27 protein-coding genes are annotated in these 26,306 nt (G+C 62.3%); 13 read left to right on the forward strand and 14 right to left on the reverse strand.

The genetic code is table 11. The features are described 5' to 3' along the window. Window positions 1-60 precede the first annotated feature (60 nt). From nuoC to nuoN, 11 genes are all read left to right on the forward strand, one after another. Window positions 61-1,845, forward strand: coding sequence for an NADH-quinone oxidoreductase subunit C/D (nuoC, locus tag CXQ82_RS19025; RefSeq protein WP_101271729.1), 1,785 nt, complete (start codon window positions 61-63; stop codon window positions 1,843-1,845). A gap of 2 nt (window positions 1,846-1,847) precedes the next feature. Then, on the forward strand, window positions 1,848-2,345 hold the full coding sequence (gene nuoE / locus CXQ82_RS19030; protein ID WP_003174721.1) for an NADH-quinone oxidoreductase subunit NuoE: 498 nt from the start codon (window positions 1,848-1,850) through the stop codon (window positions 2,343-2,345). Beyond that, window positions 2,342-3,697: an NADH-quinone oxidoreductase subunit NuoF gene (nuoF, locus tag CXQ82_RS19035; RefSeq protein ID WP_101271731.1), complete on the forward strand. Its 1,356-nt coding sequence runs from the start codon at window positions 2,342-2,344 to the stop codon at window positions 3,695-3,697. Before nuoE ends, nuoF begins: the two co-directional genes overlap by 4 nt. 135 nt (window positions 3,698-3,832) lie before the next feature. Continuing rightward, the gene (gene nuoG, locus CXQ82_RS19040) at window positions 3,833-6,547 is read left to right on the forward strand and encodes an NADH-quinone oxidoreductase subunit NuoG (RefSeq protein ID WP_101271733.1); all 2,715 of its coding nucleotides are present in this window, start codon (window positions 3,833-3,835) and stop codon (window positions 6,545-6,547) included. Continuing rightward, window positions 6,544-7,551, forward strand: coding sequence for an NADH-quinone oxidoreductase subunit NuoH (gene nuoH, locus CXQ82_RS19045; protein ID WP_017137518.1), 1,008 nt, complete (start codon window positions 6,544-6,546; stop codon window positions 7,549-7,551). Before nuoG ends, nuoH begins: the two co-directional genes overlap by 4 nt. An 11-nt stretch (window positions 7,552-7,562) precedes the next feature. Beyond that, the gene (gene nuoI, locus CXQ82_RS19050; protein ID WP_003174725.1) at window positions 7,563-8,111 is read left to right on the forward strand and encodes an NADH-quinone oxidoreductase subunit NuoI; all 549 of its coding nucleotides are present in this window, start codon (window positions 7,563-7,565) and stop codon (window positions 8,109-8,111) included. A gap of 9 nt (window positions 8,112-8,120) precedes the next feature. Continuing rightward, window positions 8,121-8,624 carry an NADH-quinone oxidoreductase subunit J gene (nuoJ, locus tag CXQ82_RS19055; protein WP_057721781.1) on the forward strand — a complete coding sequence of 168 codons (504 nt, stop codon included), beginning with the start codon at window positions 8,121-8,123 and terminating at the stop codon, window positions 8,622-8,624. A 2-nt stretch (window positions 8,625-8,626) separates the two neighbouring features. Beyond that, window positions 8,627-8,935, forward strand: a complete 309-nt coding sequence (nuoK, locus tag CXQ82_RS19060; protein ID WP_003174727.1) for an NADH-quinone oxidoreductase subunit NuoK — start codon at window positions 8,627-8,629, stop codon at window positions 8,933-8,935. Continuing rightward, window positions 8,932-10,785, forward strand: coding sequence for an NADH-quinone oxidoreductase subunit L (nuoL, locus tag CXQ82_RS19065; protein WP_101271735.1), 1,854 nt, complete (start codon window positions 8,932-8,934; stop codon window positions 10,783-10,785). Before nuoK ends, nuoL begins: the two co-directional genes overlap by 4 nt. Before the next feature lie 40 nt (window positions 10,786-10,825). Further along, window positions 10,826-12,358, forward strand: a complete 1,533-nt coding sequence (gene nuoM, locus CXQ82_RS19070) for an NADH-quinone oxidoreductase subunit M (protein ID WP_003232072.1) — start codon at window positions 10,826-10,828, stop codon at window positions 12,356-12,358. Between the two features lie 7 nt (window positions 12,359-12,365). Continuing rightward, a complete protein-coding gene (gene nuoN / locus CXQ82_RS19075) occupies window positions 12,366-13,829 on the forward strand; it encodes an NADH-quinone oxidoreductase subunit NuoN (RefSeq protein WP_101271737.1) in 1,464 nt (487 codons plus the stop codon). A 1,627-nt stretch (window positions 13,830-15,456) separates the two neighbouring features. Here the strand turns inward: nuoN and CXQ82_RS19080 are convergent. Both CXQ82_RS19080 and CXQ82_RS19085 read right to left on the reverse strand, forming a co-directional pair. Next, a complete protein-coding gene (locus CXQ82_RS19080; protein ID WP_101271739.1) occupies window positions 15,457-16,209 on the reverse strand; it encodes an outer membrane beta-barrel protein in 753 nt (250 codons plus the stop codon). Between the two features lie 133 nt (window positions 16,210-16,342). Continuing rightward, complete coding sequence (locus tag CXQ82_RS19085; RefSeq protein ID WP_101271741.1) at window positions 16,343-17,170, reverse strand: arylamine N-acetyltransferase; 828 nt, start codon at window positions 17,168-17,170, stop codon at window positions 16,343-16,345. Window positions 17,171-17,290: 120 nt separating this feature from the next. Between CXQ82_RS19085 and CXQ82_RS19090 the strand changes: the two genes are divergently transcribed. Then, window positions 17,291-17,527 carry a DUF6555 family protein gene (locus tag CXQ82_RS19090; protein WP_101271743.1) on the forward strand — a complete coding sequence of 79 codons (237 nt, stop codon included), beginning with the start codon at window positions 17,291-17,293 and terminating at the stop codon, window positions 17,525-17,527. Window positions 17,528-17,558: 31 nt separating this feature from the next. Here CXQ82_RS19090 and CXQ82_RS19095 read toward each other — a convergent pair whose 3' ends face one another. Together CXQ82_RS19095 and CXQ82_RS19100 are read right to left on the reverse strand one after the other, a co-directional pair. Continuing rightward, on the reverse strand, window positions 17,559-17,756 hold the full coding sequence (locus CXQ82_RS19095) for a DUF6021 family protein (protein WP_101271745.1): 198 nt from the start codon (window positions 17,754-17,756) through the stop codon (window positions 17,559-17,561). 12 nt (window positions 17,757-17,768) lie between these two features. Beyond that, window positions 17,769-17,948 (reverse strand): hypothetical protein, encoded by a 180-nt coding sequence (locus tag CXQ82_RS19100; protein ID WP_101271747.1) that lies wholly within the window; start codon window positions 17,946-17,948, stop codon window positions 17,769-17,771. Between the two features lie 113 nt (window positions 17,949-18,061). On the opposite strand from CXQ82_RS19100, the gene CXQ82_RS19105 reads away from it, so the two are divergent. Further along, window positions 18,062-18,583 carry a DUF3087 family protein gene (locus CXQ82_RS19105; protein ID WP_101271749.1) on the forward strand — a complete coding sequence of 174 codons (522 nt, stop codon included), beginning with the start codon at window positions 18,062-18,064 and terminating at the stop codon, window positions 18,581-18,583. A 1-nt stretch (window position 18,584) separates the two neighbouring features. On the opposite strand, the gene CXQ82_RS19110 is transcribed toward CXQ82_RS19105, so the two are convergent. The 10 genes from CXQ82_RS19110 to CXQ82_RS19155 form a co-directional block, all read right to left on the reverse strand. Further along, window positions 18,585-19,718: an MFS transporter gene (locus tag CXQ82_RS19110; protein WP_101271751.1), complete on the reverse strand. Its 1,134-nt coding sequence runs from the start codon at window positions 19,716-19,718 to the stop codon at window positions 18,585-18,587. Window positions 19,719-19,784: 66 nt separating this feature from the next. After that, entirely contained in the window at window positions 19,785-21,149 is a 1,365-nt protein-coding gene (locus CXQ82_RS19115) for an MFS transporter (protein ID WP_101271753.1), read from the reverse strand. 87 nt (window positions 21,150-21,236) lie between these two features. After that, a complete protein-coding gene (locus tag CXQ82_RS19120) occupies window positions 21,237-21,689 on the reverse strand; it encodes an alpha/beta fold hydrolase (protein WP_101271755.1) in 453 nt (150 codons plus the stop codon). Further along, entirely contained in the window at window positions 21,682-22,431 is a 750-nt protein-coding gene (locus tag CXQ82_RS19125) for a DNA-binding domain-containing protein (protein WP_101271757.1), read from the reverse strand. Before CXQ82_RS19125 ends, CXQ82_RS19120 begins: the two co-directional genes overlap by 8 nt. After that, window positions 22,428-23,252: a DUF692 domain-containing protein gene (locus tag CXQ82_RS19130; protein WP_101271759.1), complete on the reverse strand. Its 825-nt coding sequence runs from the start codon at window positions 23,250-23,252 to the stop codon at window positions 22,428-22,430. The genes CXQ82_RS19125 and CXQ82_RS19130 overlap by 4 nt, the downstream gene beginning before the upstream one ends. A gap of 54 nt (window positions 23,253-23,306) precedes the next feature. Continuing rightward, entirely contained in the window at window positions 23,307-23,579 is a 273-nt protein-coding gene (locus tag CXQ82_RS19135) for a hypothetical protein (RefSeq protein WP_101271761.1), read from the reverse strand. A 27-nt stretch (window positions 23,580-23,606) separates the two neighbouring features. Beyond that, a complete protein-coding gene (locus CXQ82_RS19140; RefSeq protein WP_101271764.1) occupies window positions 23,607-24,380 on the reverse strand; it encodes an alpha/beta fold hydrolase in 774 nt (257 codons plus the stop codon). 12 nt (window positions 24,381-24,392) lie between these two features. After that, window positions 24,393-24,806 (reverse strand): DoxX family protein, encoded by a 414-nt coding sequence (locus tag CXQ82_RS19145; protein ID WP_101271766.1) that lies wholly within the window; start codon window positions 24,804-24,806, stop codon window positions 24,393-24,395. Further along, the gene (locus CXQ82_RS19150) at window positions 24,803-25,075 is read right to left on the reverse strand and encodes a DUF2282 domain-containing protein (RefSeq protein ID WP_101271768.1); all 273 of its coding nucleotides are present in this window, start codon (window positions 25,073-25,075) and stop codon (window positions 24,803-24,805) included. Before CXQ82_RS19150 ends, CXQ82_RS19145 begins: the two co-directional genes overlap by 4 nt. Before the next feature lie 254 nt (window positions 25,076-25,329). Further along, the gene (locus CXQ82_RS19155) at window positions 25,330-26,190 is read right to left on the reverse strand and encodes a Dyp-type peroxidase (RefSeq protein WP_101271770.1); all 861 of its coding nucleotides are present in this window, start codon (window positions 26,188-26,190) and stop codon (window positions 25,330-25,332) included. Between the last annotated feature and the right edge of the window lie 116 nt (window positions 26,191-26,306).

The raw sequence follows: 26,306 nt of genomic DNA on the forward strand, positions 1-26,306 counted from the left end.
TCTTTTATAGAACGAAAACCTGGCTTCATTCTTTACGTTGACCGAAAGCGATAAAAAACCATGACTACAGGCAGCGCTCTGTACATCCCGCCTTATAAGGCAGACGACCAGGATGTGGTCGTCGAACTCAATAACCGTTTTGGCCCTGACGCCTTCACCGCCCAGGCCACACGCACCGGCATGCCGGTGCTGTGGGTGGCGCGCGCCAAGCTCGTCGAAGTCCTGACTTTCCTGCGTAACCTGCCCAAGCCGTACGTCATGCTCTATGACCTGCATGGCGTGGACGAGCGTCTGCGCACCAAGCGTCAGGGGCTGCCGAGCGGTGCCGATTTCACCGTGTTCTACCACCTGATGTCGCTGGAACGTAACAGCGACGTGATGATCAAGGTCGCCCTCTCGGAGAGCGACTTGAGCGTCCCGACCGTAACCGGTATCTGGCCGAACGCCAGCTGGTACGAGCGTGAAGTCTGGGACATGTTCGGGATCGACTTCCCGGGCCACCCGCACCTGACGCGCATCATGATGCCGCCGACCTGGGAAGGTCACCCGCTGCGCAAGGACTTCCCTGCCCGCGCCACCGAATTCGACCCGTTCAGCCTCAACCTCGCCAAGCAGCAGCTTGAAGAAGAGGCCGCACGCTTCCGTCCGGAAGACTGGGGCATGAAGCGTTCCGGCACCAACGAGGACTACATGTTCCTCAACCTGGGCCCGAACCACCCTTCGGCCCACGGTGCTTTCCGCATCATCCTGCAGCTGGACGGCGAAGAAATCGTCGACTGCGTACCGGACATCGGCTACCACCACCGTGGTGCCGAAAAAATGGCCGAGCGTCAGTCCTGGCACAGCTTCATCCCGTACACCGACCGTATCGACTACCTCGGCGGCGTGATGAACAACCTGCCGTACGTGCTCTCGGTCGAGAAGCTGGCCGGCATCAAGGTACCGGACCGCGTCGACACCATCCGCATCATGATGGCCGAATTCTTCCGGATCACCAGCCACCTGCTGTTCCTGGGTACCTATATCCAGGACGTGGGCGCCATGACCCCGGTGTTCTTTACCTTCACCGACCGTCAGCGCGCCTACAAGGTCATCGAAGCCATCACCGGTTTCCGCTTGCACCCGGCCTGGTATCGCATCGGCGGCGTGGCGCACGACCTGCCGAACGGCTGGGAGCGCCTGGTCAAGGAATTCATCGACTGGATGCCCAAGCGTCTGGACGAGTACCAGAAAGCCGCGCTGGACAACAGCATCCTCAAGGGTCGGACCATCGGCGTTGCCCAGTACAACACCAAAGAGGCCCTGGAATGGGGCGTCACCGGTGCCGGCCTGCGTTCCACCGGTTGCGACTTCGACCTGCGTAAAGCCCGCCCGTACTCCGGCTACGAGAACTTCGAGTTCGAAGTGCCGCTGGCGGCCAATGGCGATGCCTACGACCGTTGCATCGTGCGCGTCGAAGAAATGCGCCAGAGCCTGAAGATCATCGAGCAGTGCATGCGCAACATGCCGGCCGGCCCGTACAAGGCGGACCACCCGCTGACCACGCCGCCGCCGAAAGAACGCACGCTGCAGCACATCGAAACCCTGATCACGCACTTCCTGCAGGTTTCGTGGGGCCCGGTCATGCCGGCCAACGAATCCTTCCAGATGATCGAAGCGACCAAGGGTATCAACAGTTATTACCTGACGAGCGATGGCGGCACCATGAGCTACCGCACCCGGATTCGCACCCCAAGCTTCCCGCACTTGCAGCAGATCCCTTCGGTGATCAAAGGCGAGATGGTCGCGGACTTGATTGCGTACCTGGGTAGTATCGATTTCGTTATGGCCGACGTGGACCGCTAAGCATGAACAGCACGCTTATCCAGACAGACCGTTTCACCCTCAGTGAAACCGAGCGCTCGGCCATCGAGCACGAGCTGCATCACTACGAAGACCCGCGCGCGGCGTCGATCGAAGCCTTGAAGATCGTTCAGAAGGAACGTGGCTGGGTGCCGGACGGCGCCCTCTACGCCATCGGCGAGATCCTCGGCATCCCTGCCAGCGACGTTGAAGGCGTGGCCACGTTCTACAGCCAGATCTTCCGCCAGCCGGTGGGCCGCCACATCATTCGCGTGTGCGACAGCATGGTCTGCTACATCGGTGGCCACGAATCCGTGGTCAGCGAGATCCAGAACAAGCTGGGCATCGGCCTCGGCCAGACCACCCCGGACGGCCGCTTCACGCTGCTGCCGGTGTGCTGCCTGGGCAACTGCGACAAGGCGCCGGCGTTGATGATCGACGACGACACATTCGGTGACGTGCAGCCCGCTGGCGTCACCCAATTGCTCGAGGGCTACCCATGACCCTTACATCTTTCGGCCCGGCCAACCTGATCAAGCGTTCGCCCGAGACCCACCCGTTGACCTGGCGCCTGCGTGACGATGCCGAGCCGGTATGGCTCGACGAGTACCAGGCCAAGAACGGTTACGCGGCGGCACGCAAAGCCTTCGCCGAGATGGCCCAGGACGATATCGTCCAGACCGTCAAAGACGCCGGCCTCAAAGGCCGCGGCGGTGCAGGCTTCCCCACGGGTGTGAAGTGGGGCCTGATGCCCAAGGACGAATCCATCAACATCCGCTACCTGCTGTGCAACGCGGATGAAATGGAGCCGAACACCTGGAAAGACCGCATGCTGATGGAGCAACTGCCCCATCTGCTGATCGAAGGCATGCTGATCAGCGCCCGCGCGCTGAAAACCTACCGTGGCTACATCTTCCTGCGTGGCGAATACACCACCGCCGCCAAGCACCTCAACCGTGCCGTGGCAGAAGCCAAGGCTGCTGGCCTGCTGGGCAAGAACATCCTCGGTTCCGGTTTTGATTTCGAACTGTTCGTGCACACCGGCGCCGGGCGTTACATCTGCGGTGAAGAAACCGCGCTGATCAACTCCCTCGAAGGCCGCCGCGCCAACCCGCGCTCCAAGCCGCCCTTCCCTGCCGCCGTGGGCGTGTGGGGCAAGCCGACCTGCGTGAACAACGTCGAAACCCTGTGCAACGTGCCGGCGATCATCGCCGACGGCGTGGACTGGTACAAATCGTTGGCCCGTGAAGGCAGCGAAGACATGGGCACCAAGCTCATGGGCTTCTCCGGCAAGGTCAAGAACCCTGGCCTGTGGGAGCTGCCATTCGGCGTGACCGCGCGCGAGCTGTTCGAGGACTACGCCGGCGGCATGCGCGACGGCTACACCTTGAAAGCCTGGCAGCCAGGCGGCGCCGGTACCGGCTTCCTGCTGCCCGAGCACCTCGACGCACAGATGTATGCCGGCGGCATCGGCAAGGTGGGCACCCGGATGGGTACCGGCCTGGCGATGGCGGTGGACAACACCGTGAACATGGTCTCGTTGCTGCGCAACATGGAGCAGTTCTTTGCCCGTGAATCGTGCGGTTTCTGCACCCCGTGCCGCGACGGTTTGCCGTGGAGCGTGAAGCTGCTGATGGCGTTGGAAAACGGCGAAGGCCGCGAGGGTGATATCGAAACCCTGCTGGGCCTGGTCGGCTTCCTCGGCCCAGGCAAGACCTTCTGTGCTCACGCACCGGGCGCCGTGGAGCCATTGGGCAGTGCCATCAAATACTTCCGCTCGGAGTTCGAAGCCGGCATCGCGCCTACCAGCGCCGCCGTCCCGCCTCTGGCAAGGCCGATCGTAGTCGGCGCGTAACGCTTAAACAGGTGAAGGGTCCGTGCCCTTCAACTGCTCATGGGCTGACGCCGTAAAGGCTGTGTTGATGCCCATGAATAACAAGATTCCATTAGCCACGCCCGCTGACAACGGGCCAACGAAGAACTTTGAACCATGGCCACTATCCACGTAGACGGCAAAGCGCTCGAAGTCGATGGGGCGGACAACCTGTTACAGGCATGTCTGTCACTAGGCCTCGACATCCCGTATTTCTGCTGGCACCCCGCGCTTGGTAGCGTCGGTGCCTGTCGCCAGTGTGCGGTCAAGCAATACACCGACGAGAACGACACCCGTGGTCGTATCGTCATGTCGTGCATGACCCCAGCCACCGACAACACCTGGATCTCCATCGAAGATGAAGAATCCAAGGCGTTCCGCGCCAGTGTCGTCGAATGGCTGATGACCAACCACCCCCACGACTGCCCGGTCTGTGAGGAAGGCGGTCACTGCCACTTGCAAGACATGACGGTGATGACCGGCCACAACGAGCGCCGTTATCGCTTCACCAAGCGTACCCACCAGAACCAGGACCTCGGCCCGTTCATTTCCCACGAAATGAACCGCTGCATCGCCTGTTATCGCTGCGTACGCTTCTATAAGGACTACGCCGGCGGCACCGACCTCGGCGTGTTCGGCGCCCACGACAACGTGTACTTCGGTCGCGTTGAAGATGGCGTGCTCGAAAGCGAGTTCTCCGGCAACCTCACCGAGGTCTGCCCGACCGGTGTGTTCACCGACAAGACTCACTCCGAGCGCTACAACCGTAAGTGGGACATGCAATTCGCCCCGAGCATCTGCCATGGCTGCTCGAGCGGTTGCAACATCTCCCCGGGCGAGCGCTACGGTGAACTGCGTCGTATCGAAAACCGCTTCAACGGTTCGGTAAACCAGTACTTCCTGTGCGACCGTGGCCGTTTCGGCTATGGCTACGTCAACCGCAAGGACCGCCCACGCCAGCCGTTGCTGGCCGATGGCGCCAAGCTGAGCCTGGATGAGGCGCTGGATAAAGCCGCCGACCTGCTGCGCGGGCGCAATATCGTCGGTATCGGTTCGCCGCGCGCCAGCCTCGAAAGCAACTTCGCATTGCGCGAGCTGGTCGGCGCCGAGCACTTCTACTGCGGTATCGAAGCCGGTGAGCTGGAGCGCATCCGCCTGGTCCTGCAAGTGCTGAACGACAGCCCGCTGCCGGTACCAAACATGCGCGACATCGAAGACCACGATGCGATCTTCGTGCTCGGTGAAGACCTGACCCAAACCGCTGCCCGCGTGGCCCTGTCCCTGCGCCAGTCGGTCAAGGGCAAGGCCGAAGAAATGGCCGACGCCATGCGCGTACAGCCGTGGCTCGACGCCGCGGTGAAAAACATCGGCCAGCACGCGCTGAACCCGCTGTTTATCGCAAGCATCGCTGAAACCAAGCTCGACGACATCGCCGAAGAATGCGTGCACGCTGCGCCCGACGACCTGGCCCGCATCGGTTTCGCCGTGGCCCACGCCCTCGACGCCAGCGCGCCTGCCGTTGAAGGCCTGGACGCTGAAGCCGTGGAACTGGCCCAGCGCATCGCCGACGCCCTGCTGGCTGCCAAGCGCCCGTTGATCATTGCCGGTACCTCGCTGGGTTCCAAGGCGCTGATCGAAGCGGCTGCCAACATCGCCAAGGCCTTGAAGCTGCGCGACAAGAATGGCTCCATCAGCCTGGTTGTGCCGGAAGCCAACAGCCTCGGCCTGGCCATGCTCGGTGGCGAGTCCCTGGACGCTGGCCTGCAAGCGGTGATCGACGGCAACGCCGACGCCATCGTGGTGCTGGAAAACGACCTGTACACCCGCACCGATGCCGCCAAGGTTGACGCTGCGCTGAACGCCGCCAAAGTGCTGATCGTCGCCGACCACCAGAAGACCGCCACCAGCGACCGTGCCCAGTTGGTGCTGCCGGCCGCGAGCTTCGCCGAAGGCGACGGTACCCTGGTCAGCCAGGAAGGCCGCGCCCAGCGCTTCTTCCAGGTGTTCGATCCGAAGTACATGGACGCCAGCATCCTGGTTCACGAAGGCTGGCGCTGGCTGCATGCCCTGCGCGCTACCCTGCTGAACCAGCCGATCGACTGGACCCAGCTCGACCACGTGACCGCCGCCACCGCCGCAAGCGCGCCGCAGCTGGCACGCATCGTCGACGCTGCACCGTCCGCCGCGTTCCGTATCAAGGGCATGAAACTGGCCCGTGAACCGCTGCGCTACTCCGGTCGTACCGCCATGCGCGCCGACATCAGCGTGCACGAACCGCGTACTCCGCAAGACAACGACACCGCGTTTGCCTTCTCCATGGAAGGTTACTCGGGTTCGGTTGAACCGCGTCAGCAGGTGCCGTTCGCCTGGTCACCGGGCTGGAACTCGCCACAGGCCTGGAACAAGTTCCAGGACGAAGTCGGTGGTCACATCCGTGCTGGCGACCCGGGCACGCGCCTGATCGAAAGCACCGGTGATTCGCTGAACTGGTTCGCTGCCGTACCGCGTCCGTTCAACCCGGCCCAGGGTACCTGGCAGGTTGTGCCGTTCTTCCACCTGTTCGGCAGCGAAGAAAACTCTTCCAAGGCCGCGCCGGTGCAAAGCCGCATTCCCGAAGCCTACGTGTCCGTGGCCAAGTCAGAAGCCGACCGCCTGGGCGTCAACGACGGTGCCCTGCTCAGCCTCAACGTGGCCGGCCAGACCCTGCGCCTGCCGCTGCGCATCAACGATGAGTTGGGTGCTGGCCTGGTTGCACTGCCCAAAGGCCTTGCCGGCATTCCGCCTGCGATCTTTGGCAAAACCGTTGACGGTCTGCAGGAGGCAGCGCAATGACTTGGTTCACTCCTGAAGTGATCGACGTGATCATCTCGGTGGTCAAGGCCATCGTGATCCTGTTGGCCGTGGTCGTCGCGGGCGCCCTGCTCAGCTTCGTCGAACGTCGCCTGCTGGGCTGGTGGCAAGACCGTTACGGTCCGAACCGCGTTGGCCCGTTTGGTATGTTCCAGATCGCTGCCGACATGCTGAAAATGTTCTTCAAGGAAGACTGGACCCCGCCGTTTGCCGACAAGGTGATCTTCACCCTGGCACCGGTCGTGGCCATGAGCGCCTTGCTGATCGCCTTCGCGATCATCCCGATCACCCCGACCTGGGGCGTGGCGGACCTGAACATCGGCTTGCTGTTCTTCTTCGCCATGGCCGGCCTGTCGGTGTATGCGGTGCTGTTCGCCGGTTGGTCGAGTAACAACAAGTTCGCCCTGCTCGGCAGCTTGCGGGCTTCGGCCCAGACCGTGTCCTACGAAGTGTTCATGGGCCTCGCGCTGATGGGCATCGTGGTGCAGGTCGGCTCGTTCAACATGCGCGACATCGTTGAGTACCAGGCGCAGAACCTGTGGTTCATCATTCCGCAGTTCTTTGGCTTCTGTACCTTCTTCATCGCTGGCGTGGCCGTGACTCACCGTCACCCCTTCGACCAGCCGGAAGCGGAACAGGAACTGGCCGACGGTTACCACATCGAATACGCCGGCATGAAATGGGGCATGTTCTTCGTCGGTGAGTACATCGGCATCATCTTGATCTCGGCCCTGCTGGTCACGCTGTTCTTCGGCGGCTGGCACGGTCCATTCGGCATCCTGCCGCAGTTGGCGTTCTTCTGGTTCTTCCTGAAGACCGCGTTCTTCATCATGTTGTTTATCCTGCTGCGCGCTTCCATTCCGCGTCCACGATACGACCAGGTGATGGATTTCAGCTGGCGTTTCTGCCTGCCGCTGACCCTGATCAATTTGCTGGTGACTGCTGCCGTTGTGTTGTTGAACACGCCAGCGGGCGCGGTTCAGTGAGGATTTGACCCATGTTCAAATATATTGGCGACATCGTTAAGGGTACCGGTACCCAGTTGCGAAGCCTGGTGATGGTGTTCGGTCACGGCTTCCGCAAACGCGACACCTTGCAATACCCGGAAGAAGCGGTGTACCTGCCGCCGCGCTATCGCGGCCGCATCGTGCTGACCCGCGACCCCGATGGCGAAGAGCGTTGCGTAGCCTGCAACCTGTGCGCTGTGGCGTGCCCGGTGGGTTGCATCTCCCTGCAGAAAGCTGAAACCGAAGACGGTCGCTGGTACCCGGACTTCTTCCGCATCAACTTCTCGCGCTGCATTTTCTGTGGCCTCTGCGAGGAAGCTTGCCCGACCACCGCAATCCAGCTCACACCGGATTTCGAGATGGCCGAGTTCAAACGTCAGGACCTGGTGTACGAGAAAGAAGATCTGCTGATCTCTGGTCCCGGTAAAAACCCTGATTACAACTTCTATCGTGTTGCAGGTATGGCCGTTGCCGGTAAGCCGAAAGGCGCCGCACAAAACGAAGCCGAGCCGATCAACGTGAAGAGCTTGCTGCCTTAAGGAAGAAAGATGGAATTCGCTTTCTATTTCGCGTCGGGTATTGCAGTGGTGTCCACGCTTCGCGTGATCACCAACACCAACCCCGTGCACGCCCTGCTCTACCTGATCATTTCGCTGATCGCCGTGGCCATGACCTTCTTCGCACTCGGCGCACCGTTCGCCGGTGTACTGGAAGTGATCGCCTACGCCGGCGCCATCATGGTGCTGTTCGTGTTTGTGGTGATGATGCTCAACCTCGGGCCGGCTTCGGTCGCCCAGGAACGCGTCTGGCTCAAGCCCGGCATCTGGCTCGGCCCGGTTGTCCTCGCAGCCCTGCTGCTGGGTGAACTGCTGTATGTGCTGTTCGCTCACCAGAGCGGCCAGGCCATCGGCCACACCACCGTAGACGCCAAAGCCGTGGGCATCAGCCTGTTCGGCCCGTACCTGCTGGTGGTCGAACTGGCTTCGATGCTGCTGCTCGCTGCAGCCATCACTGCCTTCCACTTGGGCCGCAACGAAGCCAAGGAGCAATGACGATGCCTGCTATCCCTTTGGAGCATGGTCTGGCGGTCGCCGGCATCCTGTTCTGCCTTGGCCTGGTCGGCCTGATGGTTCGCCGTAACATTCTGTTCGTGTTGATGAGCCTGGAAATCATGATGAACGCTGCCGCACTGGCGTTCATCGTAGCGGGCGCACGTTGGGGCCAGCCGGATGGACAAGTCATGTTCATCCTGGTGATCAGCCTGGCAGCCGCCGAGGCCAGTATTGGCCTGGCGATCCTGCTGCAGCTGTACCGTCGCTTCCACACGCTTGATATCGACGCTGCCAGTGAGATGCGCGGATGAACATGATCTTTCTGACTTTCGTATTTCCCCTGATCGGTTTCCTGCTGCTGTCGTTCTCTCGCGGGCGCTGGTCGGAAAACCTCTCGGCGCTGATCGGTGTGGGCTCCATTGGCCTGTCGGCCATCGTTGCCGCCTACGTCATCTGGCAATTCAACGTGGCGCCTCCGGAAGGCGGCCACTACACCCTGGTGCTGTGGCAGTGGATGTCGGTGGAGGGCTTCAAGCCCAACTTCGCCCTCTACGTCGACGGCCTGTCGATCACCATGCTGGGCGTGGTGGTGGGTGTAGGCTTCCTGATCCACCTGTTCGCGTCCTGGTACATGCGCGGTGAAGCGGGCTACTCGCGCTTCTTCTCGTACACCAACCTGTTTATCGCCAGCATGCTGTTCCTGGTGCTGGGCGATAACCTGTTGTTCCTGTACTTCGGCTGGGAAGGCGTGGGCCTGTGCTCGTACCTGCTGATCGGTTTCTACTATAGCAACCGCAATAACGGTAACGCGGCACTCAAGGCCTTTATCGTTACCCGGATCGGCGACGTGTTCATGGCCATCGGCCTGTTCATCCTGTTCCAACAGGTGGGCACGCTGAATATCCAGGAACTGCTGGTGCTGGCACCGCAGAAATTCCAGGTCGGCGACTTCTGGATCACCCTGGCGACCCTGATGCTGCTGGGCGGCGCCGTGGGTAAATCCGCGCAACTGCCGCTGCAAACCTGGCTGGCGGACGCAATGGCCGGCCCTACCCCGGTTTCCGCACTGATTCACGCGGCAACCATGGTAACCGCCGGTGTCTACCTGATCGCCCGTACCCACGGCCTGTTCACCCTGGCGCCGGAAATCCTGCACCTGGTGGGCCTGGTCGGCGGCGTGACCCTGGTACTGGCCGGCTTCGCCGCGCTGGTGCAGACCGACATCAAGCGTATCCTCGCCTACTCGACCATGAGCCAGATCGGCTACATGTTCCTGGCCCTGGGCGTGGGTGCCTGGGACGCGGCGATCTTCCACCTGATGACCCACGCCTTCTTCAAGGCCCTGCTGTTCCTTGCCTCCGGTGCGGTGATCGTTGCCTGCCACCACGAGCAGAACATCTTCAAGATGGGCGGCCTGTGGAAGAAACTGCCGCTGGCCTACGCCAGCTTCATCGTCGGTGGTGCCGCCCTGGCCGCCCTGCCGCTGGTGACCGCCGGTTTCTACTCGAAGGACGAAATCCTCTGGGAAGCCTTTGCCAGCGGTAACCAGGGCCTGCTCTACGCCGGCCTGGTCGGTGCGTTCATGACCTCGCTGTACACCTTCCGCCTGATCTTCATCACCTTCCACGGTGAAGCCAAGACCGAAGCACACGCAGGCCATGGCATCTCCCACTGGCTGCCATTGTCGGTGCTGATCATCCTGTCGACCTTCATCGGCGCCATGATCACCCCGCCACTGGCCGGTGTACTGCCGGAAAGCGCCGGCCATGCCGGTGGCGCCGCCAAGCACAGCCTGGAAATCGCCTCGGGTGCCATCGCCCTGGCCGGTATCCTGCTGGCCGCGCTGCTGTTCCTCGGCAAGCGTCGCTTCGTCACGGCAGTTGCCAACAGTGGCATCGGCCGCTTCCTGTCGGCCTGGTGGTTCGCCGCCTGGGGCTTCGACTGGATCTACGACAAACTGTTCGTCAAGCCGTACCTCGCCATCAGCCATGTACTACGTAAAGACCCGCTCGACCAGACCATCGGTTTGATCCCGCGTGCCGCCAAGGCCGGTCACACCGCCCTGAGCCGCAGCGAGACTGGCCAACTGCGTTGGTATGCAGCTTCCATGGCCCTCGGTGCCGTGCTGGTGATCGGCGCCATCGTGGTGGTGGCGGTATGACTATGAACTTTGCGAACTTGCGAAAGGAAACGAGCCCGTCATGATTCTGCCCTGGCTAATCCTGATCCCCTTTATCGGCGGCCTGCTCTGCTGGATGGGTGAACGCTTCGGCGCCACCCTCCCCCGCTGGATTGCGTTGCTGACCATGTCCCTGGAACTCGCGCTCGGCCTCTGGCTGTGGGCCCACGGTGACTATTCATTCGCTCCGGCACCGGGTGTCGATCCAACCTTCGCGCTTGAGTTCAAGCACGTGTGGATCCAGCGCTTCGGCATCAACGTGCACCTGGCCCTCGACGGCCTGTCGCTGTTGATGATCCTGTTGACCGGCCTGCTGGGTATCCTCTCGGTACTCTGCTCCTGGAAAGAGATCCAGCGTCACGTGGGCTTCTTCCACCTGAACCTGATGTGGATCCTGGGCGGCGTAGTCGGCGTGTTCCTCGCCCTCGACCTGTTCATGTTCTTCTTCTTCTGGGAAATGATGCTGGTGCCGATGTACTTCCTCATCGCGCTCTGGGGTCACAGTTCTTCGGACGGCAAGAAAACCCGGATCTACGCGGCGACCAAGTTCTTCATCTTCACCCAGGCTTCCGGCCTGATCATGTTGGTGGCGATCCTGGGTCTGGTACTGGTCAACTTCAACAGCACAGGCGTGATTACCTTCAACTACGCCGACCTGTTGAAAACCAAGATGTCGCTGACCACCGAGTACATCCTGATGCTCGGCTTCTTCATCGCCTTCGCGGTGAAGCTGCCGGTGGTGCCGTTCCACTCCTGGTTGCCTGACGCTCACGCCCAGGCGCCGACTGCCGGTTCCGTGGACCTGGCCGGTATCCTCTTGAAGACTGCGGCGTATGGCCTGCTGCGTTTCGCCCTGCCGCTGTTCCCGAATGCCTCGGCCGAGTTTGCGCCGATTGCCATGACCCTGGGTCTGATCGGGATTTTCTACGGTGCATTCCTGGCATTCGCACAAACCGACATCAAGCGTCTGATTGCCTTCTCGTCCGTTTCCCACATGGGTTTCGTACTGATCGGCATCTACTCCGGCAGCCAGCTGGCGTTGCAAGGCGCGGTCATCCAGATGTTGGCTCACGGTGTGTCGGCCGCTGCGCTGTTTATCCTCAGTGGTCAGCTGTACGAGCGCCTGCACACCCGTGATATGCGTGAAATGGGTGGCGTGTGGTCGCGCATTGCGTACCTGCCGGCGATCAGCCTGTTCTTCGCCGCCGCGTCCCTGGGCTTGCCGGGTACCGGTAACTTTATCGGCGAGTTCCTGATCCTGATGGGTGCCTTCGTGCAAACCCCGTGGATCAGCGCCATTGCTACTTCCGGCCTGGTGTTCGGTTCGGTCTACTCGCTGATCATGATCCACCGCGCCTACTTCGGCCCGGCCAAGTCCGACACCGTCCTGCAAGGGATGGATGCTCGCGAACTGATCATGGTGCTCGGCCTTGCGGTATTGCTGATCTACATCGGCGTGTACCCGCAACCGTTCCTGGACACTTCTGCCGCAACGATGCATGGCGTGCAGCAGTGGTTCGGCACCGCCTTCTCTCAACTCGCTTCGGCCCGGTAAGAGCGCTATGGAATTCACGATCCAACACTTTATCGCGCTTGCGCCGCTGCTGATCACCAGCCTCACCATCGTGGTGGTGATGCTGGCGATCGCCTGGCGCCGCAATCACTCGCAAACGTTCCTGCTGTCGTGTGCCGGTCTTAACCTGGCCCTGCTGTCGATCATCCCGGCCCTCAAGGTCGCGCCACTGGCGGTCACGCCGCTGATGATGGTCGATGACTTCGCGCTGCTGTACATCGCCCTGATCCTGGTGGCGACCCTGGCCTGCGTCACCCTCGCCCACGCCTACCTCGGCGAAGGCGGCACCGGCTACCCAGGCAACCGCGAAGAGCTGTACCTGCTGATCCTGCTGGCTGCGGCCGGTGGCATCGTGCTGGTCAGCGCGCAGCACCTTGCGGGCCTGTTCATCGGCCTGGAACTGCTGTCGATCCCGACCTACGGCCTGGTGGCCTACGCCTTCTTCAACAAGCGCTCCCTGGAAGCCGGCATCAAGTACATGGTGCTGTCGGCCGCCGGTTCCGCGTTCCTGTTGTTCGGTATGGCCCTGCTCTACGCAGAAGCCGGCAGCCTGAGCTTCACCGGTATCGGCCACGCCCTGGCCGCCACCAGCATGCCTGCGCCAATTGCCCAACTGGGCCTGGCCATGATGCTGATCGGCCTGGCGTTCAAGCTGTCCCTGGTGCCGTTCCACCTGTGGACCCCGGACGTGTACGAAGGCGCCCCGGCGCCGGTGGCCGCGTTCCTGGCCACGGCGTCCAAGGTTGCCGTGTTTGCGGTGATGGTGCGTCTGTTCCAGATCTCGCCTGCTGCCAACACCGGCGTGCTGAGCAACGTACTGACCGTGATCGCCATCGCGTCGATCCTGTTCGGTAACCTGCTGGCCCTGACCCAGAACAACCTCAAGCGTCTGCTGGGTTACTCCTCCATCGCCCACTTCGGCTACCTGCTGATCGCCCTGGTGGCGAGCAAGGGCCTGGCCGTGGAAGCCATGGGCGTGTACCTGGTCACCTACGTCATCACCAGCCTCGGCGCGTTCGGCGTGATCACGCTGATGTCCTCGCCGTTCAAAGGCCGTGACGCCGACGCCCTGTACGAATACCGCGGCCTGTTCTGGCGCCGTCCGTACCTGACCGCCGTACTCACCGTGATGATGCTGTCCCTGGCTGGTATCCCGCTGACCGCTGGCTTTATCGGCAAGTTCTACATTGTCGCTACCGGTGTTGAAGCCCACGAGTGGTGGTTGGTTGCGTCCCTGGTACTGGGCAGCGCCATCGGCGTGTTCTACTACCTGCGCGTGATGGTCACCCTGTACCTGATCGAACCAAACCTGCGCCGCGTAGACGCCGAACTGCACTGGGAACAGAAAGCCGGTGGCGTCATGCTGCTGGCCATCGCCCTGCTCGCCTTCTTCCTGGGCGTATACCCACAACCGTTGCTCACCCTGGTGCAGCACGCGGTACTGGGCGTTTGATCGCTTAGCACGATGCAGCAAACAAAACGGCGCCCTCGGGCGCCGTTTTGCGTTTATGGGGTTGCTACACCTCTGACCAGCAACCTACCGCTTGTGGCGAGCGGGCTTGTTGTGGCGAGCGGGCTTGCCCGCGTTGGGTCGCGAAGCGGCCCTAAAACCTGATAGAGAGATCTTCCTGGAGTAACGCGCTGGCTTTACTGGGGCCGCTGCGCAGCCCAACGCGGGCAAGCCCGCTCGCCACAAAAGCGTGCTTATCTGAGTTTTTGCTTACTTACTAAAATACCTGGTGCAGCACGCAGCACTGGGCGTTTCGTTTAGGGGGTTGATACACCTCTGAGCAGCAACCTACCTCTTCTGGCGAGCGGGCTTGTTGTGGCGAGCGGGCTTGCCCGCGTTGGGTCGCGAAGCGGCCCTAAAACCTGATACAGAGATCTTCCTGGAGTAACGCGGTTGCTTCACGGGGGCCGCTGCGCAGCCCAACGCGGGCAAGCCCGCTCGCCACAAAAGCGGGCTTATCTGAGTTTTTGCTTACTTAATAAAATACCTGGTGCAGCACGCAGTACTGGGCATCTCGTTTAGGGGAGTTGGTACACCTCTGACCAGCAACCTACCGCTTGTGGCGAGCGGGCTTGTTGTGGCGAGCGGGCTTGCCCGCGTTGGGTCGCGAAGCGGCCCTAAAACCTGATACAGAGATCTTCTTGGAGTAACGCGCTGGCTTTACGGGGGCCGCTGCGCAGCCCAACGCGGGCAAGCCCGCTCGCCACAAAAGCGCGCTTATCTGAGTTGTTGCTTACTTAATAAAATACCTGGTGCAGCACGCGGTACTGGGCATTTCGTTTAGGGGGTTGATACACCTCTGACCAGCAACCTACCTCTTCTGGCGAGCGGGCTTGTTGTGGCGAGCGGGCTTGCCCGCGTTGGGTCGCGAAGCGGCCCTAAAACCTGATACAGAGATCTTCTTGGAGTAACGCGCTGGCTTTACTGGGGCCGCTGCGCAGCCCAACGCGGGCAAGCCCGCTCGCCACAAAAGCGCGCTTATCTGAGTTGTTGCTTACTTAATAAAATACCTGGTGCAGCACGCAGTACTGGGCATTTCGTTTAGGGGGTTGATACACCTCTGACCAGCAACCTACCTCTTCTGGCGAGCGGGCTTGTTGTGGCGAGCGGGCTTGCCCGCGTTGGGTCGCGAAGCGGCCCTAAAACCTGATAGTGAGATCTTCCTGGAGTAACGCGCTGGCTTTACTGGGGCCGCTGCGCAGCCCAACGCGGGCAAGCCCGCTCGCCACAAAAGCGGGCTTATCTGAGTTTTTGCCTACTTAATAAAATACCTGGTGCAGCACGCGGTACTGGGCATTTCGTTTAGGGGGTTGATACACCTCTGACCAGCAACCTACCGCTTGTGGCGAGCGGGCTTGCCCGCGTTGGGTCGCGAAGCGGCCCTAAAACCTGATACTGAGGTCTTCCTGGAGTAACGCGCTGGCTTTACGGGGGCCGCTGCGCAGCCCAACGCGGGCAAGCCCGCTCGCCACAAAAGCGTGCTTATCTGAGTTGTTGCTTACTTAATAAAAGGCGGTTGATGCGGGCACTTGAACGTGGGCGTTGGCCACCCACGTTCCGGGGTTTGGGTTTAGAACGCGATACCGACCTTGAACCCGTACTCGTTGCGTTTGAGCCGGGTGTTGTCGGCCACGTCGGAGTCGCCGTCGAGCTTATATTCGGTGCGGGTGTAGTACAGGCCCGCGACCACCGGCAGGTCACCCTTCTGGTTCATCAGCAGGCTGACTTCAGCGTAGGGGTTGGTGCGGTCCTTGAGGTCCACGGTGTCGCTGCCAAAGTCATCCACCTTGAGCTTGGTGCGGCCGTCGATGGTGCGACGGGCGCCAGCTTCGAGGCGCAGGGTCATATCGTCGAACTGGTGGTTGTAGCCCAGGGCCGCCTTGGCGAACGGCGATTTGGTGGTGAGCTTCACGCCGAGGTCGTTGATGTCCGGCTCGTAGCGCGTCCAGCTGTAGCCACCGCCCACGATCACGTCGACAAAATTGCGCGCATCCAGCGCGGCTCGCCAGCCCAGATCCAGGTCGGCCTGGCCTTCCTTGAGTTTGTCGTCACTCTTTTCGCCGTACTTGGCTTCGATACCGGCCTGGTAGATAAAGCCGGATTCGGCGGTGAGCTTGTTTCCGAAGTTGTAGAAAAGGCCCGCTTCGGGCATGTGGCTCTTGTCGCTTTCGCTACCGCCTTCGAATTTGAAGTCGTTGTAGCTGCCCTGAATCCCGAAGGTGGAAATCGGATCAGTGGACGGTGCAGCGAACCCCACGGCAGGCGCAGCGACCAGCGCCAATACCGAGGAGTTCTTGAGGAATTTTCCGAATAGCTTGGACATCGTTTTACATCTCCTTGTCTGGTGAGCAAATTATTCAGGAACCGCTTCGAACCCATCTGGGCGAAAAAGGTTCGAATTAATTTGCTCGGACCGGGAGGTAAAACGGTTCAGCGACCGCTCTATATCAATACTTTCACGGCGTAGCCAGTACCAGGCCATCAAGGCTCGCACGCAGTCGCGCATCCTGCGGTAGATGAATCCCGAAGGTTTCGCTGAGCAGCCCCAGCAACTCATCGGCGCTGTTGAGCGTGCGTTTCTCGCTGGGCCTGTCCAGGTAGTGCACCGCATAGCTGGCGTTGTTCAGGGTATGGCGCTTTCCTGCGGCCAGGCGGGCGACTTTCAACTGGCCCAGGAACGGCGATTGCGGGTGTGTGGAGACATACCAGTTGCCGATTTCGTAGTCGATATCGGCCTGCACGTGCAGGTCGAACACATACAAGCCCCGCCACTCTTCGCCGACCTTGGCCCACAGCGTGTAGCTGCCCTGCCCGTCAAAGCTCAGGCGATACGGTTCGTGCGCGGTGGCCTGCACCGCCTCGGTGTCCAGTTGCAACGGGCTGCTGGGCACCATGCCGCCGAAGCCGACGTCGCTGATGTAGCGCACCCCATCCAGGGTCACCAGGCTCAAGCGGTGGGTACGCGCGGTGTGTGCATCCGCCGGCCCGCCCATCACCACCCGGCCAGTGATGCCACGCGCGTCGAAACCCAGTTCCTGCAACAGCGCGAGGAACAGCTGGTTCAACTCATAGCAATAACCACCGCGCCCATCGAACAGTACTTTTTGCTCGACACTGGGCAAGTCGATCGGCACCGGCAGGCGCAGCAAGGTCGACAGGCTTTCAAAGGCAAAGGTGCACACATGGCGCAGCTGCAGGTCGTGCAGCGTCTGCAAGGTCGGCGCCGGCGGGGTGTCGTAGCCCAGGCGTTGCAGGTACAGGCGGCTGTGGGTCAGAGCGGACATGGCGCAATCCTTGGGCGCGGGGCGAAGGCGTCACTATGCCGCGCCGACGTGCAGATTGTCATTTTGAATGAACCTTTTTGAACGCATTCCTATCCATCTATAACAAGACAGGGAGGCAACATGAGTACCGCAAAAATCTACACCATCCACTATCAACTGCACGGCCAGCCAAAGTCATTTGTGGTGCGCGCAGAAATCATGAATAACGCCGAAGCCTGGCACTGGGCGGCCGTGGATGCCGACATTGCCCACGTCAGTCGTATCGGCCGTGTGGGCCATGAGCAAGTGAAGAAAACCACGCGCCCGTGGGCCGAGAAATACGGGATTACCGAAGTCAGCTGGACACCACCCAAGTGATAAAAAGCCCCGCTCAATGGCGGGGCTGGTTTTACGTTTTCAAGTCGCCCAACGGATCGTAGGGCGGCTTTTTTTTCGCCGGGTCTTTCTTCTCGTCCAGCGGAGCGATGGCCGCGCCGATGGGGTCGACCTGCGGGTCGGACACATCCGGCGAGTCCGGGTCGAAACCCAACTCATCCTTGTCGCGGGCCTGCTCGTTGGAGGGCGGGCCGTCTGGGCGCTTGTTCATCACAGTCTCCTGTTACAGCGGGCGAGCCTTGTCGTGGAGGTTTTCGAGATCTTCCTCGACGCGCTCTACATCGTCGTTTTCGTCACGCTCTTTCGGGTCGTTGGGGCGCAACGCATCGTTGTCGCGCTCTTCTTCGCCGGGGGTGCGATCGGGGTCGGGTGTACCGGGGGGTGGCTGTTTGTATTCGGGCATGATGGGTCACCTCAATGGGTCTACACAGGTTTAGAGAAACCGCCGTGCGCCATCGTTCAACTTGTTTGCCCAAGCGTGAGATGATGCCGACCCCTTCTGGAGAAATGCCCCGGATGTTCGAGCTCAAACCTTGCGACCCCGCCACCTACCGCCAGCAGACCCGCCGCAGCACGCTGATCGTGGCCGTGGTGTTCCTGGCCCTGGCGATGCTGCTGTCGAGCCTGGCGGTGATGCTGTTCGGCGAGCCCGGCGGTGATAATCTGCGCTTCAATGTCGGCGGTGTATTTGCCGGGGTGCTGATCACCCTGGCGCTGGTCCGCGGCCCGTTCTGGAGCCAGCCCTGGCTGGCGGCGGCGGTGTACGGCTGGCAGCTCAAGCGCAGCCTGATGAGCGTGACCAATGTGATGCACACCGTCACCGCACAGGTGCAGGCCAATGACCCAACTGCAATCAAGGCCCTGCGTTTCTACCACCTGGGGCTGACGCAGATGCACGCGCTGGATGCCAACTCCAGCAGCCAGGCGCAGTTGGAGGCGGAAATCCAGGCACACCTGGCGAAGATGCAGGCCATGGGGATCGACACCGAGCAAACCCGCTTCGACCCCGCCTGGCTGCAGACCTTGAAAAACCCGTGAGTCAGTCCGTTACCGTGTTTGCGCGCCAGCAGAATACCGCGCTCACGGCAATGGCCGCACCGGCCACGCCAAACACCCACGGCGCCGAGGCAATCGGCAGCAACAGGCCCGCCAGCAGAGGGCCGAGGCCGGCGCCGATATCGCGCCACACGGCATTCGAGGCCAATGCTGATACGCGCATGGAGCCGGGGTTTCGCTCGGCGACCAGGGTGGTCACCAGCGGCAGTTGCAGCGCGCGCAGCACCAGTACTGCCGCCGCGCCGACCACCACCCAATAGCTGCCGAATGCAGTCAAGGCCAGGGCACTCAGGAACGAAAACAGCAGCAGCATCGACGTAGCGCCAAAGCGCTGGGCCGCGCGGCCGCCCAAGGGGCTCAGGAGCATTTCCGACACATACCGCAGCGCCATCAAGCCGCCGGCGATCAGCACCGCATTGCCGCCCAGCAACTTTTGCGCCTGGATCGACAGGCCGAAAATAAACAGCCCGTCCAGCGCCACGCCTTCGATAAACGACCACAACGCCACGCTGTTGGGCCACTTGAAGCGACGCCCCGGAGTGCTGTGCAAATCATGGCCGACGCCTGGCAAACCGCGCGCCACCCACAGGCCCACCAGGCAACACCCGGCTAGAATCAGAAAAATCGGACGCGGCCCCGCCCATAACGTCAGCCAGCCACCCAACGGCAACGCCAGCATCGGCCCCCAGGCAATCAAGGCCCGCGAACGCCCGGCCCGGCGCGCCGCACCGGTGGGTTCCGAGGTGGCCAGTACTTGGGTCGACAGGTTCAACGCGGCAAAACACAGGCCCCAGATCAGCCGCAGCCCCAGCAGTGCGGCGAAGCCCGACAGCATCGAATTGCCCAGCGCACAGACCGTGGCGGCACCGGCGGCGATCATGCAGGTCAGCCGATCACCGTTGCGCGCGTAGAAATTCAACACATGGCGGTAACCGAAAATCCGCACCAGGCGGTTTGCAGCCAGCAACACCCCGGCCTGGGCCAGGGTGATGCCGAAGGCCTCGGACTCCATCGGCAGCAACAGGTAGAGCAACACGTCACTGGGCAGGCACAAAGCAAGGGTCAGCGCGGCGCGGCGGGAGTGGGTATCAGCAGTACGGAGGGCCAGGCTGGACATAAATCTGAAACATCCCGAAATACTCAGGTCGCCACGGTAGCGTTCCGGCCCGGTGTTTTACAAGCGCTAAACCCTGTGTTTATAGGGCAATAGACGCAGCCCGCTGGCCACGCTGCCCACCAACGCAAACACGCAGCCCAGCCACAGCGCATAGTGCGGGCCGTTGCCCAACGACAGATGGAAACAGAACGCCACCAACGACGCCCCCAGCGTTTGCCCCAGCAAGCGTGAAATCGCCACGATGCCACTGGCGCCGCCGCTGCGGGCCAACGGTGCACTGGTCATGATCGCCTTGAGGTTGGGCGATTGGAAAAAGCCGAAACCCGCACCGCACAACGCCATGCGCCAGCCGATATCAAAGGCTGATGCGCCACTGCCCAAGGTTGCCAGCGCGCCCATCCCCAGGCCGAGCATCAACAGGCCGATGCCGCATAACAGGCCAAGGGACACGCGGTCGGCCAGGCGCCCCGCGACCAACGCCATCACCGCCACCACCGCCGGCCACGGCGTCATCAGAAAACCGGTTTCCACCTGGCTATGCCCCAACACTGCCTGCAACAGAAACGGCAGCGACACAAACGCCAGGCCCTGTGCACTGAACGCGCAGATCGCGGTGAGGGACGACAAGGCAAACACCGGCCGTTTGAACAGGTCCAGGGCCAGCATCGGCGCCGGGTGCCCGGCCTGACGCCGCAGCAGCAAGGCGCCGCACACCAGCGCCACGGCGACCAGGCCCATAGTCAGCGCGCCCTGGGCACCGTGCACCGCCGTGCCCAGGCCCAGCACCAGCAAGGCGAACAGCCCGGCACACAGCACCGCGGCCAGGCGGTCAAAGGCATGCCCGGTCATCGGCAGGGTTGGCAACGAGCGCACGCCCAATGCCAGGGCCAGCAAGCCCAACGGCACATTGATCAGGTACAGCCAATGCCAGGTCGCCACCGACAGAATCGCCGATGCCGCAGTGGGCCCCAGGGTAAACGCCAGCCCCACCACCAGCGAGTTGTAACCCAGACCTCGCCCGAGCATCTTCGATGGGTAGATATGCCGCAACAGCGCGGTATTCACGCTCATGATCGCCGCCGCCCCCAGCCCCTGCACTACCCGCGCGACAGTCAGTGTCAGCAACGAACCGGCTAATCCGCAAAACAGCGACGACAGAATAAACACCAGCAACCCGCCGAGGTACACCCGGCGATGCCCCAGCACATCACTGAGCGACGCAAACGGCAGCACCGTGGCGATAATCGCCAGCTGATAAGCGTTGACCACCCAGATCACCGAGGCCGAATCGGTCCCGATCCCCTCGGCCAGGGTCGGCAGTGCAGTGTTGACGATGGCCGTATCCAGCGTCGCCATGCCGATCCCCAAGGAGATCGCGATCACAGCCGGCAGGCGTTTATTGAGGGGCAGCCCATCGGCAACAGAAGACATGAACGATCCAGCGCAGGGGGTAGAGGCGTCTAGATTACGGGGAGCTGGAGAATTTTTCAGTTGTCGATTACGTCGCTGTCAGAATTTTCATGTTCGCCACTGCCCCGTCCGCGCCATCACCCCCACCGCCTCGGCGAACCCGGCCTGGGGCGCAGCGTTCAGCGTGACCAGCCCCACACACCGGCTCGGCTTCAAGCCGGCCGCCCGCGCTGCCACCCGCGCGCCCACCTCCACGCCGGCCAACACCGCCTCGGGGATGTGCAGGGCGTTCATCAGCTCCAGCACATCCTGGCCGAGTACCGCGTCATCCGCCGTGCGCAGGTACGGCACAATCACGCGAAAACCCTGGGTGGCCAGCGGGGCTGTCACTTCTGCAAATACGTTGACGTCCGCCGCCAGCAGGATGATTGCGTGGCCCTCCTCCGGCCCCGTGGCCTCAAAACGGATATCCCGTTCATCAGTGCTCACCTGCTGCACGGCAAACGCCGGCGCGGCCAACACCACCGTTGCCAGCAGCAAAAAACCTCGACGATCAACCATGGCTCACCTCCACAATCAATTCACTGCCCAGCCAACCGGCCAGGTATTCACCAGCCTGGGTCACACCGGCGTCTTCGCCGAGGCGCTCCACCAGGAATTCGCACAGGTCGGTAAAACCACCGTTGGCCTGCACCTGCAGCAACGCCTGCAACTCCAGGCTATCCACCGGGCGCAAACGCGAGGTGAAGTGGCGCCGCCAGACCAACACGCCGCCCGCTGCATCGAGCATCTGTGCTTCGGGGAGTGGCCCCTCCTGCCAGAGTGCCGACCACAGGGCCTCGGCATTGGTGGTCAAGGCGCGTGCACGCAACGATGGGGTCAGGCGCAACACCGCTGCGTCCCAATCGACGTTGGCCAGGGCGGCCAGCGACACCGGCGAGGCGTCGGCCGCGACGAAGGCTTCAGTCAACGCCCACTCGATCCAGGCCAACTCATGCACGTCCGGGTTATGTGGAAATTGCGCCGTCAACGTCCGGTAAAAGTCCTCGGGGTAAACATCCAGGGTCCAGGCCTGGGGCGGGTAGCGGTCGATGTGGCGGATGCTGGCTGCCAGGAAGGCGTCTTCCCCAAGCCAGCGACGCAAATGTGGAAACGCCTGCTCCAGGCACCCTACCAGCTGCGCGCGGTAGTTGTTCTGGTACACCGCCAGGCCCGCGCGGTTATCGCCCAGCAAGCGTGCGGACTGATCCGATGCACTGACCAACCAGCTGCGAAAGGTCTGCTGCAGTTCGCCCAGTTTCATCGTTGCGCCCCCAAGGCCCGCGCCATCGACAACTCCTGGAGCAGCTCGCCCAGCGGTGGGATGTCATCGTCGCGCTCGATCATGGTCGCCACCGGCCCCAGCTTGGCGATGACCTGCGCATACAGCGCCCAAACCCCGCTGCACACCGGGCTGTCATGGCTGTCGATCAACACTCCACGGCCCTGGCTATGGCCGGCCAGGTGCACCTGGCGCACGCGCTCAGCGGGAATTGCGTCGAGAAACGCCTGCGCATCAAAACCGTGATTGCTTGCACTGACGAACACATTGTTGACGTCCAGCAGCAGTTCACAGCCAGTGCGCCTGGCCATGGCGGCGATAAACTCCCACTCGCTCATGCTCGCGCCCGCAAAGGCCAGGTAGCTCGACGGGTTTTCCAACAGCAGCGTGCGACCGAGTGCCTCCTGCGCCTGATGGATATTGGCGCACACCACGTCGAGGGCTTCGTCGGTGTAGGGCACGGGGAGTAAATCGTGGGCGTTGAAACCGGCGCTGCGTGACCAGCTCAGGTGGTCGGAAACGAACAGCGGCTCTATCTCATCCACCAGCGCCTTGAGGCGCCGCAGGTAATCCACATCGAGGCCTTCGGCGGTGCCGATGGACATCGACACCCCATGCAGCGCCACCGGATGCCGCTCGCGCACCTGGCGCAGGATATGCCGTGGCTGGCCGCCTGCGACCATAAAGTTTTCGGAGATCACTTCGACAAAATCCACGGGCACCGAGGTTTCCAGGAAGTCGCCGTAATGCTCCTTGCGCAGCCCCAGGCCGTAGCCGGAAAAGTGCGTGGTGGATGTCGACATGGTGGCTCTCCGCAACGAAACAGTGGCGAGCCCAGGCCGGGCCCGCCGGGTGGCTTACTTCGGTTCAGTCAGGGTGCCGCCGGCCTTGAGGCATTCGGCAGGGGTCTTGACGATCACGCCTTCGCCCTTGCAGCTGTTGAGGCCCTTGCAGTCGTTCTTGGCGGTGGCGCACAGGCTGGTGCCCTTGCAGGTGTTGACGCCGTAGCAACGGCCGAGTTTTTCCTGCTGGTCGGCGGCGCTGGCAGCGGTGGTGAACGACGCCGATGCGAGGGCAACCAGTGCGGCAGCAGCGGCGAGGCTCAAGCGGGATTTGAGTGCTGTATTCATGGGTATTTCTCCGGGTTGGGGGGTGCGTTATTTGATGACGGAAGCCGCGTCTTCGATGACCTTCGCCACAGCTTCAGGCTGGGAGATGTACACCGAGTGGCTGGCCTTGATTTCGCTGACCTTGGAACCGGCGCGGCGGTACATCCAGCGTTGCAGGTCGGGGCTCAGGGCCCGGTCTTCGGTGGACACCACGGCGTAGGTGGGTTTTTTGTGCCAGGCCGCGGCCCACACGGTGCCGCCGAACAGCGCGGCGGTGGCCGGTACCTGGGAGGCGGCCATGAAGTCGGTGCGGTTGGTGGTCAGATCGGCGGCAAAATCGGCATTGAACTTGGTGCGATCGAAGAACAGATGGCCGTCGCGGCTCGGCTTGATGTCATCGCTGGGCGACGGCATGGAGCCGATCAACTGGGCCATGTTTTCGCCCACTTCCGGCTGCAGCGCCGACACGTATACCAGCGCCTTGACCTTGTCGCGGTCGCCGGCAATCGAGATCACCCCGCCGCCGGAACTGTGCCCCACCAGCACCACCGGGCCGACTTGCTGCTCGAGCACTTCGCGGGCCTCGGCCACATCGGCGGCCAGGCTTTCGTGGCCCTGGTGCACCACGGTGACCTTGTAGCCCTTGTGAATCAGGATGTCGTGCACCACACGCCAGCCGGAGCCGTCGACAAACGAACCGGGCACGATCACCACACTTTTGCCGGTGCCCGGGCCGCTGAATTGAGGTGCTGTGTCAGCCGCTTGGGCAACTGCAGGAACGGTCAAGGCCATGGCAATGGCCAGGGAAGAAAGCATACGCATAGGAAAACTCCATCAAGGTTGTAGAGGTTTACGCAACAACACGCGGTCCAGTGACCAGGCCCCGCCGCCATACGCCAGCAGCGGCAGCAACAGGCCCACCCAGGTCAGGTGCACTGGCCAGGCGTCGGGGTACACAAACACCTCGATCACCAGGGTCATGCCCAGCAGTGCGGCGGCGGCCGGGCGGGTCAGCAGGCCGAGCACCAGCAGCAACGGGAACAGGTGCTCGGCGTACGTCGCCAGGTGCGCGGCCCAATCCGGCGGGATCAGCGGCAAGGCGTACTCCGAGCGGAACAGCGTGTAGGTCGACGGCTTGAGTTCGAGAAAACCGCTGACCTTGGTGCGGCCCGAGAGAAAGAACACCGCCGCGATCCCCACGCGAGCGACCAGCAACAGCAGCGCCTGGGGGAGCAGGCGCGGGATCACGGCTGCTCCGTCAGGCTGCCGTAGCCTTTGGGGGTCTTGATCTGGGTGCAGGTGCCTTTGTCCACCAGCACCCAGGCGTTGCCCTGGTAGTCACTGGTGGATGTGGCGGCGCACGAGGTGCCTTTGCCGGCGGCGCAGTCGTTGGCGCCGGCCAGGGCCACGCCGAAGCATTTTTCCTGGGGCTTGGGCTCATCGGCATGGGCCACTGCGGCAAAGGCGCTGAGGGACAGGGCAAGGGTGGCCGCGAGGGCTGCGTAAGGACGCTTCATGGGGTATCTCCTGGCTTGACTGAGTGGCCAGGGCGCGTTGGCGCCAGCTGGTACGCAGAGTTAAAGCCAGGCGTGTATCCGCTCTGTGTCGCCAACACGCCAGAACGTCATGCCGGTGTATCAGGAGGGTGCGGGGATACAGTGGGATACACAGTCAACCACTCAGCGCCAGGCGGGAAGCCTGGCGCCAGGTCAGTGAAGACGCACGCGAGCGCGGCGATACCGAGCACACGCTGCGTGCTCGGTGGGGTGATCTAGCGCAGCGCGTTGAGGTCCAGGCGTCCGTCCTTGATCGGCGGGCACCAGTAGTAGCCACCGGTCAACGGCGTGCTGATGCGGTACAGGCCATCGACAATCCCATCTTCCAACCCGCTCATGCGCCGCAGTTGCGCTTCAAACGCATCGAAGGAATGGCCGAACGCGAGGAACATCAACCCCGCCTGGCCATTCTCAGCCCACGGCATGGAGCGGCGTACCACGAAAGCTTCCGGGGTGAAGCTCTCCTGGGCGGTGCGTTTGGTGTGGGCGGATGCAGGGGCGTCGTCCAGCTCTTCGTTGTCGCCATGGCGGCGGCCGATGATGTGGTCGCGCTCGACGGCGGGCAATGCAGCAAAGCCATCCAGGTCATGCTGCCATTGCTGGATCGCCGCGAAGCTGGCGCCGCTGTCGGTCAGGGCGGCTTCAACGGCAGCGTCGTCGTGGGGGTTCTCGGTGCCGTCTTCGTAGTCGGTAAGGTCAAAACCGGTCTTGAAGCGGAAGCCTTCGGTCATCTGCACCAGGCGAAACGCCGGCGCCAGGGCTTTTTCAAACGTGCGGCTGCGCAACAGCAGTTCGCCGCGATCCTCACCATGCAGCCACACCCACAGGGCTTGCTGGGTGGACGGGTTGTGCGCACCGGGGCCGCTGACGGCCGGAAACGCGCGCAAGCCTTCAATCGCTGAGCCCAGTGCCTTTACCAGCGGCTCACCAAAACCGACCACGGCCGCCGAGTCTGTCAACTGCACCAGTGCGTCCAGCGCAGCGGGCACGGCGTCCAGGGCATCGAGGGCAAAAAACAGATGGCGTGCCTGCAAAGGCACCGGTGCGGCAAGAATGCCTGGCTGGTACTGACTCATGTGAACTCCTTCAAGAAAGGCGCGCAGTTTACCCGGCGCACACCGCGGTGCGTACAAGAAAGCGCGCAAGCCTTGCCATAGAGCCCGTTGTTGGGTGACTCTCTAGTCATGTTTTG

Source organism: Pseudomonas sp. S09G 359, from assembly GCF_002843605.1.
GTDB lineage: Bacteria > Pseudomonadota > Gammaproteobacteria > Pseudomonadales > Pseudomonadaceae > Aquipseudomonas.